The 20,943-nt window shown below is 62.1% G+C and carries 3 protein-coding genes; all 3 read left to right on the top strand.

Translation table 11 applies throughout. The features are described from left to right. Nucleotides 1-25: 25 nt before the first annotated feature. Genes MRX98_RS20990 through MRX98_RS20980 form a run of 3 tightly spaced genes read left to right on the top strand, consistent with a single transcriptional unit; the run spans nucleotide 26 to nucleotide 20,343 of the window. Entirely contained in the window at nucleotides 26-5,662 is a 5,637-nt protein-coding gene (locus MRX98_RS20990) for a chitobiase/beta-hexosaminidase C-terminal domain-containing protein (protein ID WP_246914823.1), read from the top strand. Between the two features lie 21 nt (nucleotides 5,663-5,683). After that, a complete protein-coding gene (locus MRX98_RS20985) occupies nucleotides 5,684-6,565 on the top strand; it encodes a rhodanese-like domain-containing protein (RefSeq protein WP_246914820.1) in 882 nt (293 codons plus the stop codon). Then, nucleotides 6,562-20,343, top strand: coding sequence for a fibronectin type III domain-containing protein (locus tag MRX98_RS20980; RefSeq protein ID WP_246914842.1), 13,782 nt, complete (start codon nucleotides 6,562-6,564; stop codon nucleotides 20,341-20,343). The genes MRX98_RS20985 and MRX98_RS20980 overlap by 4 nt, the downstream gene beginning before the upstream one ends. Nucleotides 20,344-20,943: the final 600 nt, after the last annotated feature.

Raw genomic sequence — 20,943 nt, 5'->3', positions numbered from 1 at the left:
AGACTTCATGATCCGGCGCGCCTGTATGTTTCGTTTATCGCTGCTGTTATTGTGGGCTCTATTGGCCATCCAGCCGGCATTGCTGGCACCCCGAGACGGTCTCGCCGCGTGTGCCACAGTAAAAATCGAAATCCGGCAGGAGTTGACCTTGGAGCGGCAGGCTTTCGACGCGTACATGCGTATCAATAACGGCCTGTCCCACATCCCGTTGCAGAATGTGGCGGTCGATGTCACCTTCGCCGATGAGCACGGCAACCCGGTGACGGCCTCATCCGACCCGGACAGCAGCAATGCGCTGTTCTTCATTCGTGTCGACACCATGAAGCATATCGCCGATTTGACCGGCAGCGGTACCGTGGCGCCGGAAACCTCGGCCGATATCCATTGGCTGATTATCCCCAGCCCGGGCGCTTCCAACGGGCGCGAGAGCGGCACCCTCTATTTTGTCGGCGCCACGCTTACCTACACCGCCGGTGGAAAAAGCGAAAGCATCACCGTGACCCCCGATTTTATCTACGTCAAGCCCATGCCCCGGTTGGTGCTGGATTACTTCCTGCCCACCGATGTGTACGGCGACGACCCCTGGACCAGCGACATCGAAGCCCCTGTACCCTTTCATCTCGGACTGCGCATACGCAATAAGGGCCATGGATACGCCCGTGCGCTGAAGGTCGAGTCGGCCCAACCCCGTATCGTGGAGAACGAACTCGGATTGTTGATCGGCTTCAAGATCGAGGGCACCTCGGTCAACGGTCGACCGGCGGTCAACAGCCTGCTGGCCGATTTCGGCGACATCGCGCCCGACAAGGCCGGGGTGGCCCACTGGATCATGACCAGTTCCCTTTCGGGCCGTTTCGTGGGGTTCGAAGCGGAGTTTTCCCACGCCGCGGAACTGGGCGGCAAGTTGACCTCCCTGATCGGCCAGGACGACGTAAGGACCCATTTTCTGGTGCACAGCGTGCTGGTGGATGCTGAAGGACGCGACAATATCGAAGACTTTTTGGCCAAGGACGACGATGTCTACCGGGTCTACGAATCGGACAATATCGACACCTTGGTGACCGATCAATCGGCCGCTGCCGCCCTGACCCATTTGGTGGGCGGTGGGTACCGGTTGACCACACCGCCCACCGACGGCTTCATGTACGCACGGGTGGCCGATCCAACCCGAGGCGCCATGGTGATTCGCGAAGCGATCCGCTCGGACGGCAAGCGCATCAAGCCCCAAAATGTATGGTTTTCCAAAACCCGGGCGGGCAGCGGCCCCTGGCAGTACTTTCTCAATATTTTCGACCACAACACCACCGGCGTATACACCATCGCCATGCAAAACGTGGCCGATATGCCCCAGCCGCCCGCGATTCAGTTTATCCCGGACCGCACCGGTATCGAGGGCCGGCAGCTCTCCTTCCTGGTGGAAGCCACGGACCCCAACGGCACCACACCAACGTTGCGCACCGGTCCGTTGCCCGTGGGGGCCACCTTCGTCGACCAGCAAGACGGCAGCGGTATCTTCGACTGGGTGCCGGCAGTTGGTCAGGCCGGGCGCTACGCCATTGAATTTATTGCTGCCGACGGACTCCTGGAATCCTCCCGGCGGGCCGTCATCCAGATCTTCTCGGAAGCCGACAGCGACGGCGACGGCATGCCCGACAGCTGGGAATTGGAGCACTTCGGCACCCTGGATCGGGACGGCATGGGCGATTTCGACGGGGATGGTATCAGTGATTTGGACGAGTACCTTAACGGTTTCGATCCCACACGCCCCAACAACGTGCCCAGCGTACCGGTGATCCTCGAACCCCTGAACGGCCATTTCGTGGAGACCCTCACACCGGAACTGGTGATCGCCAACAGCATCGACCCCGATGGAAACCCCATTGTCTATACCTTCGAACTTTTCGGCGATCCGGCCTTCAAGGAGCGGCTTTTTGCCGCCGAGGTCGATGACGCGCCGGGCGGCACCACTTCTTGGCGCGTGCCCACACCTTTGGCGGACAATACGATGTACCACTGGCGGGCACGCGCCGCCAACGATACCGGCAGAACCCTTTGGGCCTACGGACGTTTCTTAACGGACACCGCGAACGACCCGCCCACCGCTCCCGGCATCAGCGCGCCCGCCGACGGCAACGATGTGGATACCCATTATCCCGTTCTGGAAATCACCAATTCAACGGATCCCGAAGGCGAGACGGTTACCTACGAATTGGAAGTCTACGCCGACAGCGCCATGACCACACTGGTGACGGCTGCCCGGGCACTCGACGCCGGCGGCGACCATCGGACCGCCTGGACCGTGGATGTAGCCCTGGCGGAAGCCACCGCCTATCACTGGCGCGCCGTGGCCGTGGACAGCCGAGGCGCCGCCACCGAGGGTCCCCTGGCCGCCTTCTGGGTCAACACCGCCAATACTGCGCCACCCGCACCGCTGCCGGTATTTCCCGGGGACGGCGCCCAAATCGCCACGACCTATGTGGAGTTGACCTTCGCCCCCGGGGACGATGCACACGACCCGGGCATCACATACAGCATCGAACTCGACACCGACCCCACTTTCGCCGGTGACGCCAAGGTCGTTTCCGACCCCATTCCGTCCGCGGCGCCTCATATGGGCTGGGCGCTTCAGGACCTGACGGACAACACCTGGCACTACTGGCGGGTCAAGAGCAGCCGCGGCACCATCGAAAGCCCCTGGGCCGCAGGCCGGTTTTTTGTCAACACCATCAATGAAGCGCCGGGTCGGCCCGAATTGCGCAATCCAGGCGTCGGCGCCTGGGTCGCCACCGCGACGCCGGTGCTCTCCGTCCACCCGGCCCCGGATCCGGAACAAGAGGCGCTGTTCTACCGTTTCGAGCTTTATGCCGATGCGGCGCTCACGCAACCTATCGCCCATGCCGTCAGCGAAACCCGCACCTGGCAAGACCCGCCGGCACTGGACGCCAGCGCGTGGTACTATTGGCGCAGCCAGGCCGTGGATCCCCATGGTCTTCCCGGCGAGTGGTCCGAAAACGGCCTGTTCTTCGCCAAGGCGGACGGCCTCGCGCAGCCGCCACGGCTCACTTTCATCGCTCCGGTCGAACCGCTGTACACCAACGCCCAGGGCATTGTCATCCGCTGGCATCACGAGGACCCTGACGGCGATGCCGCCATTTCCCTCTACTACGCCGACGATGCGAGCGGCACAGAGGCCGTCCTCATCGCCGACGGCCTCGAGGATGACCCCGACGGGCGCGTTGGATACCACACCTGGGATATCAGCGCCCTGGAGGGCACCTTCTACATCCACGCCGTGATCGCCAATGCGGCGGCTGTGGTCACCGTCCACTGTCCGGTACCGGTCACCATCGACCGCACACCGCCCGTGGTCACCGCCACGCCGCCCGGCGGCGCCTTCGAAGCACCGGTGCAGGTCACCCTGACCGCCGACAAGGAGGGTGTCCTCTACTACACCCTGGACGGCGCGATGCCCGACATCGCCGCCGAGATCTACGAAGCGCCGCTGACCATTGCGGAGAACACCACGCTGCGTTTCATGGCTGTCGATGCCCTGGGCAACCAGAGCGAGATCCATACCGAAACCTACGATTTCACGGAAGCGACTGTTACCGTGACGGTGCGCACCGCCCAAGGCCGTCTTTTGGAAGGTGTCGCTGTCGCCGCCTTAACCGAAACCGGCGGTGCCACCGGTCAAACCGTCACCACCGACGAAAGCGGCCAGGCCCGTTTCGACGCCGCCGCATTCACCACCGGAACCTATCGTTTCCGCGCCGATTACTTGGGTCGTCCGTTCTTGTCCGCCGACGTGGTGTTGCCGGACACCCAGGCCATACCCATTACGGTTATCGATGCGCCTGTTACCGTCACCGTCCATACCGCCCACGGCCCGGCCGCCGGCGTACCGGTCCATCTGTTCAGCGCTTCGGGCGAGGATTTGGGGCTGGTTCTGATTACCAACGGCCTGGGGCAGGTGGTCTTCGATCTTCCCGTGGACGCCACCTTCCGATTCCGGGCGGATATCGGCGCTGAACACCATTGGAGCCAACCGGTGGACGTCAGCGGAGACGGTCCGCAGGATGTGGCTGTTTCCACCGGCGGCCGTTTGACGGTGGCCGTGCAAATGGCGCCCGATGAACCTCTGGCGGGCATTCCAGTGCGACTCTGCGATTCGACGGGCAACGACCTTGGCATGCATTCCGATACCGATGATCAAGGCCGTGCCGTCTTCCATCCGGCAGTTGGCGACTACCGGGCGCGCGCCGATTACCTGGGCCATGCATTCTGGAGTGCGCCGATTCAACTGACCGCCGACACCCTGGCAACCATAGAGCTGCCCCATCAACCCACCGTAGTGACGGTGCACGGCCGATTCATGGAAGAGAGCGCGCCGCTCGAAGGAATCGAAGTCCATCTCCACGCAGTGACGGGTGAATCCCTGGATATCCAGCAAATCACCGGCAACGACGGGCAAGTGGCTTTCGAGCTGCCCGAAGCGGCCTTCATGGCGCGCGCCGACACCCTTGGCGGTTCCTTCTGGACCGATGAATTCACCTGGGAGGATGCGACAATCATCGTGCCGTTGGCCGAAGCCCTGATCACCGTTACCGCCGCCGGCCGGCCGCTGGCCGGCGTGTCGGTGATCCCGGTCGACGAAGAAGGAAACGACTTGGGGCTTTCCGCTGTCACCGATAACGAGGGGCGATGCCTGTTCCGACTCCCCGTGGGCACCTACGGCTTCCGGGCCGCGCACATGGGCGAAATGTACTTGAGCGGCATGGCAACCCTTGACGCGGATCAACGCCTGGACATCGGCATCTCCACCACCGGCGGCGACTTCACCTTCACCCTGCTGCAAGGGCCCGGCCAACCATTGGCCGGTGTCGCATGCACCCTGTTCGACCATAATGGCAACGACCTGGGACGGTCCGGCATCACCAATGGCGACGGGCAGCTCACTTTCGACCTGGGCGATGGCGCTTATCGCATCTGCGTCGATTATCTCGGGCACCTCTTCTGGAGCGAGATGATCCAGGTGCCCAACGCCTTTTCCGGCGAGATGATGATTCCCCATGCGCCGGCTTCCGTGACCGTGGTCATGGCCGCCGACGGGGATCAGGAGACGCCGCCACCCGGGGGCTGCGGCAATGTCGCGCCACCTCCCGACACGACCGTTCCGGTTCCCGACATACCCGTGCATCTGTTCAATGGTGATCACTCTTACCAAGGCCCGCACCTGCTCACCGATGCACACGGCCGGGTCCACTTTCAGTTGCCGGTGGATACGGCCTTTGCCTTCCGGGCCGACATTCTCGGGGGCCATTACTGGAGCGACACCATTGTCGTTCCTACCTCCGGCCCGCTGGAGGTGCCGATCGATGCGGGCGGCGGCCGCCTCGAACTTGTCGTGTGGGACCGCTCATCCAACCCCATGCCGGGGCTCCCCGTCTATCTGTCCAGAGAGAACGGCGATTACCTCGGCCAGCAACAGACCACCACCGACGAAGGCATTGCCGCATTCCACCTGCCCGAGGGGCGTTACTCCCTCAGGGTCGAGTATCGCGGTGAGAGCCATTGGACCGAACCCATCGAAGTTGTCAATGACACCCGGGTTACGATGCGTATCAATACATCGTCGGTACCGGGGGGGTGCGGCGCACCTTGATATTACGGCAGGAAACCGAAAATGAAGCATTGTAGAAGAAATTACGCGACGCTCTGGATCGTTTTGATACTACCGGTCTTGCTGGGATGGCCCCAGTCGCAGTGGGCGGATGGACACAGCTTGTTTCCGGAACCGGACGCACCGGCAATCAGCCCGGCATTGGCCGTTTCGGTGCCCGCCGCCATGGATGGTCTTGAAAGAAATGCGCTGCAACTGATCGATGTCCGCTCCCTTGAAGAGTTTCAACGCTTCCGGATTGCGGGATCGATCCACATGCCCTTGCATACCATCCGCACCAAGCCCTTTCTCAAAAGCAAACCCATCGTATTGGTCAACGAGGGCTTCTCCATCCGCCACCTGGCCGATGCCTGCGAAACGCTCAACCGACAAGGCTTCCAGGCCACCATCCTGGCCGGGGGACTGCTTGCCTGGCAGGCCGGGGGCGGCCCCCTGGTGGGCGATCCTTTTGCCATGGATCGCATGATCATCGTGCCCCCCCACATGCTGGCACGGGAGATGGGCAGTCGTCACCTTCTGATCATCGACGCCGGAGGGTCCGGCGAAAATCGCGGGGCTATCCATGGTACGTCCGTTCACCCCATCCCCCTCATCGACAACCCCCAGAACCTTGAACGGATCACGGCCTTATGGGTGAAGAACCGCACTGACCCCTTCTTCCGCATCCTGATCTCGGGCCGCAACGGCAATGAAACGGATCTCATTCACCGGCAGCTAACCGCTGCCGGCATCCGGCAGGTCTACCTTTTGAAAAACGGGTGGCAAGCATACGAACAGTACCTGAACGACCAACGGCTGGCCACCCGCGCCAAGGAAGATCGCCAAGTGACCATCGGCCCTTGCACGGCCTGCGCCCCACAAAAAGAATTCGAGAGGAAACAATGATTCCACCGGAAAAGTACACGAAACGGTTCCGACACCCCATGACGTCCTGCCGGCTCAAGACATCCGCCTTCCGGATCGCGGCCTGCGTGATCGCGCTGCTGCTGTGTTGCACGGCGGGGGCAGGCGCCGAGACCATGGTCAGCGGAACTATCCCCGCTGATACGACTTGGACTTTGGACGGCAGCCCCTATATCGTAACGGGCAATATCACCGTGCAAGGCACCAATTCCGATGGCAGCGTTGCAACCCTGACCATAGAGCCCGGCGTGGAAGTGCGGTTTAACAGCTACCGCTATTTTTATGTCGGCGGCACCAGCGGGGCACCAGGGGCCCTGATCGCCCAAGGCACCGCAGCCGAACCTATCCGTTTTACCGCCAATTCCGCCAATCCCCAGCCGGGGCATTGGCCGGGAATACAGTTCCGCGCCACGACCCACAACGCCACCACGCGCATGGAGCATTGCATCGTGGAGTATGCCGGATGGGGAGGTTTAAACCCCGTTCGTATCCAAAATGCCGCCCCCACATTGGCCTCGTGCCGATTCACCGACAACAGCACCTACGACCTTTATTTCTCGGGCGCAGTGGGCGGATCGGTTTACAACTGCATCTTCAACAACGGCATCCATTTAGCCGGCACCGGCCATGTGGCCTTCGACAACAACAACATCAACTGGAACGATGAATTTCCGGTGCGCATGCCGACCGACAATGTCGGGACATTCGTGGCCACCACCACGTTCAACAACCTGGGCCCAAACAGCGCCCTTCAGGTCACCGGCAGCAGACTGAGCCGGGATAGCCTCTGGCTGGCCACCGTGCCTTATGCCATTACAAACGACCTCACCATACAAGGCACGGACGGCGATGACGAACTCACCACGCTGACGCTTGCGCCTGGCGTGGAGGTGCGGTTTAACAGCTACCGCTATTTTTATGTCGGCGGCACCAGCGGGGCACCAGGGGCCCTGATCGCCCAAGGCACCGCAGCCGAACCTATCCGTTTTACCGCCAATTCCGCCAATCCCCAGCCGGGGCATTGGCCGGGAATACAGTTCCGCGCCACGACCCACAACGCCACCACGCGCATGGAGCATTGCATCGTGGAGTATGCCGGATGGGGGGGCTTAAACCCCGTTCGCATCCAAAATGCCGCCCCCACATTGGCCTCGTGCCGATTCACCAACAACAGCACCTACGACCTTTACTACTCGGGTACCGTGGGCGGATCGGTTTACAACTGCACCTTCAGCAACGGCATCCATTTTGCCGGCACCGGCCATATCGCCTTCGACAACAACACCATCAACTGGAACAATGAATTTCCGGTGCGCATGCCGACCGACAATGTCGGGACATTCGTGGCCACCACGACCTTTCGCGACTTGAATGAGGGTAGCGCTCTACAAGTGACCGGTACCAGACTGAGCCTAGATAGCCTCTGGCCGTCCTCCGTGCCTTATGCCATTACAAACTACTTCACCATCCAAGGCACGGACGGCGATGATGGTGTCACCACATTGACCCTCGAACCGGGTGTGCAAATGCGGTTCGGCAGCAACCGCTATCTCTATGTCGGCGGCACCAGCGGTGCGCCGGGGGCCTTGATAGCGGTAGGAACCGAAACCGCCCCCGTGCGCTTTACGGCTAACAGCCCCACGCCCGGTGCCGGCCATTGGTCCGGCATACGCTTTCAAAATACAGCGGTGGACGACCGGTCCCGGTTGGAACACTGCATCGTTGAATATGGCGGCAGTGGGTCACAGGGCAACATATACGTTTCCAACACCAACCTTTCCATCCGGCTCAACACCATTCGCAACAGCGACTCCAACGGCATTTACCTGACCGGCGCCGGCAGCAGCGGCACCATTATCGCGTGCAACAACATCACCGGAAATCTCGTGGGGATATACACCACATCCAATGCCCAGCCACTGATCGGTAACAACAATTTCATCAACAACCGGGATTACGGAGTCCGCAATACAAGCAGCGTACCTGTATCAACCATCAACAACTGGTGGGGGGACATTAACGGGCCGAACCAGACCGGTGACGACACCCTGGGAAATGTGGAATACACGCCCTGGCGAACAGTCCCCAGCGACTGTGCGGGAGGGGTGCCGCATAACGATCCGCCCTTCGTGCCCCAAAATCCCGGTCCCGCGCATGAAGCCACCGGGGTGGACTTCCCTGACCGTGCCGTGGTGCTGACCTGGACGGGCGGCGATCCCAACCCCTCCGATACGGTCGCATATACCATCTTGTGGGGGAAGGACATCGACGCCTTGACGCCCCTTGACGAAGAGTTGAGCACGGCATCCTATACCGTGGTCAATATACAACCCGATACCACCTATTTCTGGCGCGTGGTGGCCCGGGACAACCATGGGGCCGAAACCGCCAGCCCGGTCTGGCGTTTCACCACCGCCAACCCCCAACCCGACCTGGTGGTCAGCGACCTGACGTGGACCCCGGCAACGGGAATCGAGGCCGGCCAGAGCGTAACCTATACCGCAACCATCCGGAACATCGGCGCCGGGGCTACCACACGGAACTTCCGCGTCAACTTTCGAGTCAACAACACCCTCGTGAACAATCAATGGGTATCCGCACTGATCCCTCCCGGCGAGTCGATCCAAGTCACCCACCGATGGACCGCCCTGGTGGGACCGGTCAACGTCACCGTGGAGGCGGACAGCACCAACGTGATCGACGAAGACAATGAGTCCAACAACAGCCGCAACGCCGGCGCGGGTGTGGTCATCGACACCACCTCGCCGAACATTACCAGCACCAACCCGGCCGACGGCGCATTGGTGCAGCAGGTCAACCGCATCGACATCTATATCAGCGACCCTCATGGGGGCAGCATGGACAATGAGGGCACCTTGGCCGGCTTGTCCCTTATGCAGGCCGGTCAGCCGGTGGCCGGCACCACCGGTGTCAGCGGCAGCCGATTTTTCTTCACGCCGGCCGTCGTTCCCCTGCCACCCGGCGCATATGAAGTATCCCTGATCGCCCGGGACACGGCCGGCAACGAGCGTCCTCACAGCTTTGGATTCACGGTTGTCACCGACAAGCCCGATCCGCCCGTGATCACCGGCGGCGAGGTCCTTTCCGGCACCATTGCCCCGCGTCCCGCTGAAAACCGGTCCCACCGATCCACCATCACCTTGACCGGCACCCGGCCGGACAATACGTCGATCCGGATCAACGGCTACAATTACAACAACTACGGCTCCGGCCCCTGGAGCATCAGCCTCGGCCTCGGTCAAGGCGACAACGTCCTTGAAATTCAGACCCGCGACGCCGCCGGCAACCTCAGCGACCCGATCTATGTGGACATCCATGTCGATTCCATTGCCCCGGCGATCAATGCCGTCACCCCGGCCGCCGACAGCTTCTTGAACGTCCCGCCACTCGCCGTGGTGATCGCCTACACCGAGACCGGCAGCGGCATCGATGCCGATGCCGTCAGCCACGCCGTGAAAAACGGCCTGCTCAACCCGGTGCCCGGTACCTGGAGCGATCAGGAGAGCCGGCTGCACTTTGCCCCTGCCGCGCCTTTCGGGGACGATGTCTACACCATCGAAGTGCGCCTGGTGGACCGCATGGGCAACGCCTCCAACCTGAGGACATCGGTCTTTACGGTGGACACGGTGCCGCCGCCCGCGCCGGTGATCGACCCGGTCGTATCCCCAACCCACACCCTCACCCAGACCATCGCCGGCCGCAAGGAGGCCCATGCCGCCCTGCTGCTCAACGGCGAGGAGCTCGTCGGGCACACCGCCGTCACCACCTGGCAGCACACCGTCACCTTGTCCGAAGGCGAAAACCTCTATGCCTTCACGGCCCGGGACCGGGCCGGCAACCTGAGCCCCGAGGCCCGCACGACCATCGTCTATGACGACATCCCACCGCCGCCGGTCGATACTCTCACCGCCGGCGGAGACGGCGACGGGGCGAGCGTTTTTCTGAACTGGAACGGGTACGACGAAGCCGCCCACGGCGACATCGCCGGTTATCGCATCTATTGTGCCGCCGAGCCGTTCAGCGACATTACCGGCCTTGCCCCCGTCGCCTACGTCAACGCCGGCTTGTTCACCCATGTGGTGCGTCAACTCACCACCGGCACCCCCTACTGGTTCGCCGTGGTGGCCGTGGACCTGGCCGGACAATTCACACCGGCCGTCACCGCCGTCACCGCCACGCCCTTCGACCGTCTGGCCCCCGGCGAGGTGCGGCAACTCGCCGTTGCCTCCCATGCCGACCGCCTGGTGTTCTCCTGGCAGCCTCCCGACAGCCCTCAGAGCACCTTGGCCGGCTATCGGGTCTACTTCGACGACACCGCGGCCGAAGCGCTGCCCGCCGATGCCGTCCACTACGAGCGCACCGGTCTGGCCCCGTCCGGCGCCTACCCATTCCGGATCACCGGCGTCAGCGCCCAGGGCAATGAAAACCTCGGCGTCACCATCATCGGCTACACCTGGCTGGACAATCCCGCCGGGCTGACTGCAGAAGCCTTCAACGGCTTTGTACAGTTAACCTGGCAGGCGGTCGGACCCGCCGCCCACTTGAAGCACTACGCCATTTATGCCTCGCCCGACGGCCCCTTTTCTTCCGTCGAGGGCATGACTCCCGTGCTCACCGCCACCCGGACCAACGCCAGGGTGGCCGGCCTGGTTAACCATCAGACCTACCACTTTGCCGTGACCGCGGTGAACCGGTCCGACGGCCGGCGCCCCGACGTGATCACCGTGGCCGCCGAACCGGCGCCGGATGAGGAAGGCCCGCAGATCAGCGACGTGCGGATAGACGACCAGGTCCTGGTCAGCGGTCACACCCTGGAGCGCCCGGCCGTGATCACCTTGTCGGCCGCCGACCCATCCGGTGTGAGCCGCGTCGAATTCAAGCTGAACGGCGAACTGCAGCACGCCGCCATGCGGGCGCCGTACCGCCGGCCCATCGATATCCTGCTGCTCGATGACGGTACCTACACCCTGGAGATCACTGCCTTCGACACCCTGAACAACAGCACCGCGCTATCCTACACCCTCAATGTGAGCATGGCCCTGCCGGCGGCCCCCGTGATCGACCAGCCGGCCGACGGCCTCTTGACCAACCAGACCACCCTCCAGGTGGCCGGGCGGGCGGAAAAGGAGGGCCGTGTCACCCTCTTCCTGGAAGGCGGCGCCGTGGCGGAGGAATCGGCCGTGGATCGCCAGGGCCGCTTCGCTGGAACCCTGACCCTGACCGAAGGGGCCAACCGCATCCGGGCCGCCGCGCGCAACCGCGCCGGCACCGGGCCCATGAGCCCGGAGGTCACGGTCATCGTGGACACCGACCGGCCCTCGGCCCCCGCCGATCTTTCGGCCGAGGCCATTGAGGGGGGCGTGGTGCGCCTGAACTGGCGCCAGCCACCCGGCAAAATGGTATCCGCCTATAACATCTTTCGCAGCGACCGGCCCTTCACCGATCCGGCCGGCGCCAGGCGCATCAATGCCGAACCCATCCGCGCCTACGGCTATCGGGACCTGACCCCGGGCGACGGCACATGGTACTACCGCTTGACCAGCCAGGACGAGGCCGGCAACCAAAGCGACCCCTCGACCCAGGTGTCGGCCGTGGCGGACAGCACCCCGCCGCGCGTCACCGCCCTGGTGTACACACCGTATGGCGCGGTGGACCCCGTCACCGGCGCCGTGGCACCCGGGCAAGTGGATGTGGCCCTGACCGTCAGTGAACCACTGATGGCCGTTCCTTTCCTGAGCCTTACCCCCCAGGAGGGCACGCCGATTCCCATCGTCCTGACCCGGACCGGTGACACCACTTACAGCGGTCGCTTCGAAATCACCGAATTCACCCTCAGCGGCATCGCCTACGCGGTCTTTTCCGGCCGCGACCGGGTGGGCAACCGGGGCACTGAAATCGACCAGGGCCTGAGCCTGCCGATCGACACCGACGGCCCGGCCGTCCGGCGTCTGGCCGTCGATCCGGCCACACCCATCCAAACCAGCACCGATGACCCGGCCGCCATCACCGTCACCATCGGTCTGGACGAGGCGGCGGCCGCCGGCACCACCCCGGCCCTTGACTACCTGCTCTCCGGACCGGGCCGCACCCCCGTGCAAATCACGGGCCTGACCGCCGTCGCCCCGGTGGGCGGCGACATCCAGACCTGGCAGGCCACCTTCCAACTGCCGGCCGACGCCGGCCGGGACCAGGTGGAAACCCTGCGGTTTCTCTTCCTGGCCGAGGATGAGCTGGGCAACCCAAGCGACCGCATCCTGGCCCCCAACCAGTTCCAGGTGTACCAGGGCGAGCTGCCGCCCCTGGCCGCCCCCACCGGATTGACCGCCCGAGCCCTGCCAGCCGGCCGCGTCGCACTCTCCTGGAACGGTGTGGCCGAAGCCATAGGCTACCGGCTCTACCGCCAGGGGCCCGACCAGGACGAATGGACTGCCCTGGCGCGCATCGATGACGAAAACACCCAATACGAAGACACCACCACCGGCGACGGCACCTACCTGTATGCCGTGGCCAGCCTGCGCGGCGAAAACAACCAGGAAGCCGAAAGCGGCCCCAGCGCCGTTGTAAGTGTCGACGCCGACGCCACCCCGCCCCCGGCGCCCCGCAACTTCGCCCTCCAGCTGCTGCCCGTCGGTATCGAGGCCCAGTGGGAACCGGTGACCGCCGAACCGGTTACCTACCGGCTCTACCGCGCCGAAGACACCGAGATCCGTTCGGTGGAGGATCTGACCCCCGTGGACGCCCGGTTCCACCAGAACAAGGCCCTGGATCGGAACCCGTCGCCCACTGCCAACACCTACGTGGTGACCGCCGTGGACGCCGCCGGCAACGAATCGGAACCCTCCAACTCCGACTACGCCGATTTTCACCTGCTGCCCGCGGCCACCATCACGGTCGAGCAAACCGACGACGAACTGCCTCTACTCTCCTGGACCCATCCGGGCGGCAGCCTGGCCGGCTTCGATGTCTACATGGGCCCGGTGGGTCGGGATGTCCAGGTCAACACCGACCTTGTCACCCACATGCAGATGCAAGACACCGGCTATGCCGGCGATGCCCGCGAATACAGCGTCATCGCCGTCAACACCGACGGGGTCGAAAGCCTGGCCCGCACCATCGTGCTGCCCGCCCTGTCCGTGGCGCGCGCCGACGATCGGCTGCTGCGCCGCGGCCTGATGAACCAGGTGAATTACACGGTCACCAACCTCACCGGCCAGACCGTCACCGGCCTGCAATTGATCGTGCGCGTCAACGGCATCGACCACCCCGGAGAGATCTTCACCCTGGCCGGCAACCAGAGCCGGGACATCCCCGTGGTGGTGGCCGGCTACAGCGACCTGCACGACATCGAGCCGGTCACTGTCACCGTCCAGGCCGCCTCCAACCCCGGCGAGGTCGCCCGCATCGTGCGCACCGGGCAAATCCAGGTGGGCGAAGGGATGCCGGCACTGCAAATCCATACCGAGGAGATGACCCGCGGCGGTACCGGCACCGTACGCTTTACCCTGGACAACACCGGCGATGCGCCCATCGAGATCGTCACCGCCAAGAACCAGGGCCGGCGGCCCTCCGATGAAATCAACTTCCACCTGCTCGACACCGACGGCAACATCCTGTCCAGGCTTGATTTTCAGCAAGTGCTGGGCCCAATGGTAACCACCTTGAGCAACGGCGAGACCGTGGCGCGCATCGATGCCGGCGCCTTGTTCGAGTCCGACCCGGTCCAGATCCCCGTGCCCGCCAATGCCCCCGAGAACATCAGCGTGCGTGCGTCCATCACCCACATCCACCATCAGCGGGGCCGGCCCGAACAGTTGACCATGCGGGGGCTCAGCGCCACCCGCGACACCCGCATGGTGGAGACCGCATACAACGGCCAGATCAACACCATCACCCCGCCGGTCTCCAACGGCCGGCAACCGATCGTCATCAGCGGCCGGGCCGCCTTGCGCACCACCGACCAGAGCGTGCCCAACGCCCCGCTGAACCTGATCATCACCTTGAACGGCTTCGAGCGCCGCATCAACGTGGTCACCGGCAGCGACGGCACCTTCACCCACCGCTTCACCCCCCTGGAGACCGAAGCAGGTACCTACCAGGTGGCCGCCCTGCATCCCGACCTGCTGGACCGGCCGGTGCAGGCCACCTTCACCGTCACCAAGATCAATGTCACCCCGGCCCTGATCCGGCTCAACCTGCCCAAGAACTACACCCAGACCATCCCCATCCAATTGACCGCCGCTGAAGGCACCCAAGCGCACAACCTGCGCCTGGTTTACGAGGATTGGGACCAGCCGCCCAATACCTTCGACCAAGGGGTCACCTGGCAGGCCGACCGGAGCATCGAGGTGCTCGAATCCGGCCAAAAGGCCACCATGGATCTGACCATCTCCGCGGACAACACCGCCGCCGACCACGGCTCGCTGGTGCTACGCCTGGTCAGCGATGAAACCGGCGTGCACCCCTGGGCCCTGGTGCGCATCGATGCGCAGTTCACAGCCGCCAAACCTTTTCTGACCAGCGCACCCCATCACCTGGAAACCGGCGTGGTGCTCGGCCAGGCCGTGACCGAGACCATCACCCTGGAGAACAAGGGCCTGGCCGACCTGCACGGAGTGACCCTCACCCTGGTGGGCGAAAACAACACCGCGCCGCCCGACTGGGTGCTGCTCAACACCCACAACGAGGCCGGCACCCTGGCCGTGGGCCGGGCGCTTCAGGTGCCGATCACCTTCGCCCCGCGCAACGCGGCAGCCGAAGGCTTTCACACCTTCTACCTGCGCGTGACCGCCGAGGACTACCCGGCCCTGAACATCCCGCTGTATGTTTCGGCCACCCCCGACGGCATCGGCAACGCGCTGTTCAAAATCAAAAACGTCTACACCGGCTCGCTCAACGAGCGCAACGAACGGATCCAGGGCCTTGCCGAAGCGCGCATCACGGTTCAAAACGAAAAGAACCCCACCCTGGTTTACGAGCAGAGCAGCGACGCCCTGGGCGAGGCGCTGTTTAGCAACCTGGCCGCCGGGCTTTACCGTTACCGGGTCACCGCCGCCGGCCACCAGGAGAAAATCGGCCAACTGTGGATCAAGCCGGGTATTACCGCCGCCGAAGAGATGTTTCTGGAGTACAACTTCGTCACCGTCGAGTGGCGCGTGGTGGAGACCACCATCCAGGACAAGTACGAAATCGTGCTGAGCATCACCTACGAGACCGATGTGCCGTCTCCGGTGGTGGTGTGCGAGCCCTCCTACGTCTCGCTGCCCGACATGAAAGCCGGCGATGTGTTCAACGGCGAGTTCACCCTGACCAACCACGGCCTGATCCGCGCCGACAACCTTGAAGTGCACCTGCCCGCCGACGACCAGTACATCCAGTACCAGTTGCTGGCCCCGGTGCCCGAAAGCCTGGGCGCCAAGCAGCGGGTGACCATTCCCTACCGGCTGACCTGCATCCAGAGCCTGAGCCAGGCCGAAGAAGTGCTCAGCGGCGGCGGCAGCGGCTGCTACCGCTCGTGCACCTACACCAGTTACAGCGGCGTGGACTCCAACGGCTGCCCCTACTCGGGCGCAGTGCCCCACTGCTTCGGCAGGCCGTGCGGGGGCACATCCACCAGCGGCGGCGGCGGGGGTCGAGTGTTCACTACCTCCTGCGGAGGGACCGGCTGTGGTGGCGGGCGCTACTGGGTGCCTGAGGGAAGTGGTGCTTCCAGTTCAACAATTGGTGCCGGCAGTGACGGTTGCATACCGCCACCCGGCGGTCCAGGTCCTGATGGCCCCTCACCACCACCACCTTCACCGCCGCCTCCCCCCGGCCCCAGTTGCGGCAACGGCAGCTGCCTGGGCTGCGGCGGCGGCGGCAGCAGCGGGTCCGAGGAGCCCAAGTGCGGCGAATGCGAAGAGCTCAAGCGGGACGAGTGCGGCGAGTATCGCTGCGAGCCGGTGGGCTCATCGGTCATGCCGCTGACCGGCGAATTTTTGCTCGGTGCAACCGAGCTGCGCGTCAAAGTCCAGGGTGGCGAGCTCGGCGTGATTCGCAACTACAGCGATTGGCGCTGGTACTGGAACGTGCACAGCCGCATCGAACTCCGGTATGACCCGGTGGCCGAAGACCCGGCGCCGGCGGATCCATCCTGGATCAACTACAACGGCTATTGGTACGAAAACAACGGCGGTATCTTCACCCATGGCACGCACCGCATCACGATCCAGGCACGCGATGCTCAGGGCCGTGCAAACCGTTTTCGTTACGAAAACCGCCAGGGTCGCTGGGAGCTGTTCGACCACGATGCGGGCAACAACCGCATCGCCATGAGCGCCTATGGCGATCGCAACGGCACCATCGGAAAGATCCTGTTCGATGACCAGCGGCCCAGCGGCATGGCCGACCGCAACGACCGCCAGCTGATCTGGTTCGAATATGACAGCGCCGGTCAACTGATCTTGATCCGCGATGCGGCCGGCCGCAGTGTAAACTACGCCTACACGAACGGGCGTCTTTCCCGGGTCACCGATGTCACCGGCCATGAGGTCGCTTACGATTATGATACCAAGGGGCGCATCGTCAGCGTCATCGACGGCCCCGAACAGCAGCGGACCATCAACTACGACTCCAACGATCGGGTGGCCTCGGTCATGGACAGCCGCGGCGACGGGCACCGCTTCCGCTACGGCTATGACAGTTTCAAACAGGAGTACTACGCCCGGGTGCAAAGCCCCGATGGGCAAATCAAGGAGTTGTGGTACACCCGTGATGGCGCCATCAAGAAGGTGGCCGTCAACGGTGAAATTGACAAGGCCTTTACCCGCGACGGCCGCAACACCGCCATCAGCTCCGCCGACGGCACCGAAACCCAAAAAGAGTACGATGTCTGGGGTAACCTGACCCGCATCGGCCATCCGGACGGCGGCAGCGAATCGTGGCAATACGATCCCGTTCACCAGAAAAAAAGTGCCCACATCGATGAAAACGGGATCGTGACCCGCTATGCATACGATGCCGCCGGCCGATTGATTCAGCAAATCGATGCCGCCGGCACCGCGGACGAGCGCATCAGCGACTACACCCACGATGCCGCCGGCAACATGACCACCGTGCGCATCAGCGGGGCCGGGCAAACCGCGCTGACCACCATGGCCTACGATGATTACGGCAACCTGGTCAGCCGCACCGATGCCGAAAACCACACCGAAACCTTCAGCGACCATGACATCATGGGCAACGCGTTGACCCGCATCGATGGGCGCGGCAACCGCTGGACCTTCACCTACGATGCCGCCGGGCGGCCACTGACCACCACCGACCCGCTGGGGCAAACCACAACCTTTGTCTACAATACGGCCGGGCAAAAGATCCGCCAAATCGATGCCGCCGGCCAGGTCACCACCTTCGACTACGATGTGCGCGGCAACGTCATTGAAACCACCCGCATCGTGGACCCGGATGACGACACCCGCAACCTGCGCACCCGCATGCAATACGACCTGAACAACCGCCTGGTGCGCCACACCGACCCCGAAGGCAAGATCACGGTCTACGAATATGACAGCCACGGCCGACTTGAGACGATCACTGACGGCAACGGCAACGAAATCGTCCATTATTACGACACCAACGGCACGGCCGGCTGCAGCGCATGCGCCGGCAGCAGCTCCGGTCAGCCCAGCCGCATCGAATACCCCACCTTCGCCCGGGAGTTGCGCTACGATGCCCGCGGCCGCAAAACCATGGAACGCGACATGCTCGACCCCATGGAGGCCTACTACACCGAATTCAGCCACGATGCGGCCGGCAACCTGGTCTCCCAAACGGACGGACAAGGGCACACCACCACCTACCACTACGACGCGCGCCATCGGCTCACCCGGGTCGTCGACCCCCAACACGGCCAAACCGTTTACACCTACGATGCCCGCGACAACCTGCTGACCGTCACCGACGCCGAAAACCGGACCACCCGTTTTGAATACGACCGCAACAACCGCCTGATCAAACAGATCCGCCCCCTGGAACAGGTGACCGCCTACGATTACGACGGCACCGGCAACCTGATCGAAAAGATCGATGCCGAAAACCAGCGCACCGAATACCGCTACGACGCCGCCAACCGAATGGAACAAATCCACTACTACAGCGCCGACGACCACGTCACTCCCGTCAAAAGCGTGAACTTCACCTACAATGCCGCCGGGCAGATCACCGGCTACGACGACGGCACCACCTCCGCCGACTATACCTACGATCCCGCCGGCCGCAAAACCGAAGAGACGGTCCACTATCCGGGCTTTAGCCTGACCAATACCCACACCTACTATCATAACGGCCTGCAGCGCATCTTCACCAGCCCGGACGGCACGGTGTACGGATACCACTACGATACCAACAACCAGCTCACCGGCATCGAAATCCCGGGCACCGGCATGTTCACCGTCAGCGCCTACAACTGGACGCGCCCGAGCCAAGAGACGCTACCCGGCGGCACGCAGCGCCATTACCAGCACGATCCGCTCATGCGCATAAAGCGGATCACCACCACCGATCCGGGCGACAATCCGCAGTTGAACTACACCTATACCTACGATATGATGGACAACATCATCGCCAAGCAGACCGAACACGGTGATTACGCCTACGACTACGACGATCTGTACCGGCTGACCATCACCGAAACCCCCGACCAGCCCGATGAGGCCTTCGGCTACGATGCGGTGGGCAACCGCCTATCATCGGCGGACACGACCACAACCTGGCGCTACAACGCCAACAACGAGCTGCAAGGGTACAACGGCGTCAGCTTCACTTACGATGCCAACGGCAACCTGATCGAGAAAAACGACAACGGTGTCATCACCCGGCTCCTTTACAACCTGCAAGACCGCTTAGAGCGGGTCGAGGACGCCGATGGCACCGTGATCGCCCGCTACTATTACGACCCGTTCGGCCGCCGCCTCTACAAAGAGGTGGCCGGAACACGGACCTACTTTCACTACAGCGACGAAGGCCTGATCGGTGAGTACGATGCCGCAGGCGCCCAGCTCAAAGCCTACGGCTGGAAACCCGGCTCGACCTGGAGCACCGATCCGCTATTTATGAAAGTCGGCTCGCAATACTACTGGTACCACAACGATCATCTGGGCACCCCGCAGAAGATGACCAGCTCAAGCGGAGCCGTGGTGTGGTCAGCGCGGTACACCTCGTTTGGCCTGGCGTCCGTTAATGCGGGATCGGTTGTGGAGAATCCGTTGCGGTTTCCGGGACAACACTACGATCAGGAAACAGGGTTCCACTATAATCATTGGAGATATTATGATGCAAAGTTAGGTAGATACTTGCGGAGTGATCCCATCTTTGGAGAAGATTTCATCGGAGTTCAATTTCTTGTAAGCATTAGATTCGCTACCCTTATGTTGGATAAATATGGTTATGCTATGCAAAATCCTTTAAAGTTTATTGATACAACTGGTCTTGCTTGTGGGCCGGGGATACTTAGCTCGTTGGTTTATGATTGGTGGTTTACGGACTGCTGTAAAGCTCATGATGATTGCTATGCTGGTAAAGATGGCTACCGTTGTAAAACTCGCAAGGAATGCGATGATGACTTTTGTATTTGTATGCGTGAACAATGTAGGAATACATCATCAATTTATACTTGTTTAAAAAAGGCACGTAGTTTTTGTGATAAATCCAGGCGCTACGGTTGGCCTTGGTATAAGAAAAGAAATTTTGATAAATGTGATTGCTAGTTCATGGTATATAATGGTTTTAATTGTTTTGTCTCAAATTGGGCGTCTGATGTGACGGCATTGATGTTGGATGGGTTTGCGGTATTGCTAAGTGAGCAATAGAGACAATTATTAGGGGCAACCGTGTCATGATCCAGCGTTTCCGACGTGTACACTAAACGTTTCGCTTGAGACACGAATGGGTTAAACAATTTTTCCGATTGATCCATTTGATGTAAACACCTGAGACGTACCTTATCGTTTCAGTCATCGACCAGGGCCTAAATACGTACGAATTTTTATGAGAAAACTGTTGCTCCATCAAAAAAAATCGTAACTATTCAGCGAATTATTTTCAAAAACAGCAAAAAAAGACTTGACAGGGTTTTTCACGAAAAAAGCAAAAATGAAGTGGCAGCAACACTTGCTCCTGTTTGATGTACAGGAGCAAGTGTGGGCCTTCAGGGCTTGTCTTTTCACAATGCGCGTAGCCCTTTGCCATCAAGGTATCGTTCGTTCGACAGTGGCCGTTACAGGAGGAAAAATCCGGTTTCAAAAACCCGTGTTATAGTAGTGTTAATCAACTGCACGGGTCAGGAAAGAAACCGGATGAAAATCGAC

The organism is Desulfatitalea alkaliphila, from assembly GCF_022968795.1.
GTDB classification, from domain to species: Bacteria; Desulfobacterota; Desulfobacteria; order Desulfobacterales; family Desulfosarcinaceae; genus Desulfatitalea; species Desulfatitalea alkaliphila.
This window is presented reverse-complemented; position numbering and strand designations above follow the sequence as displayed.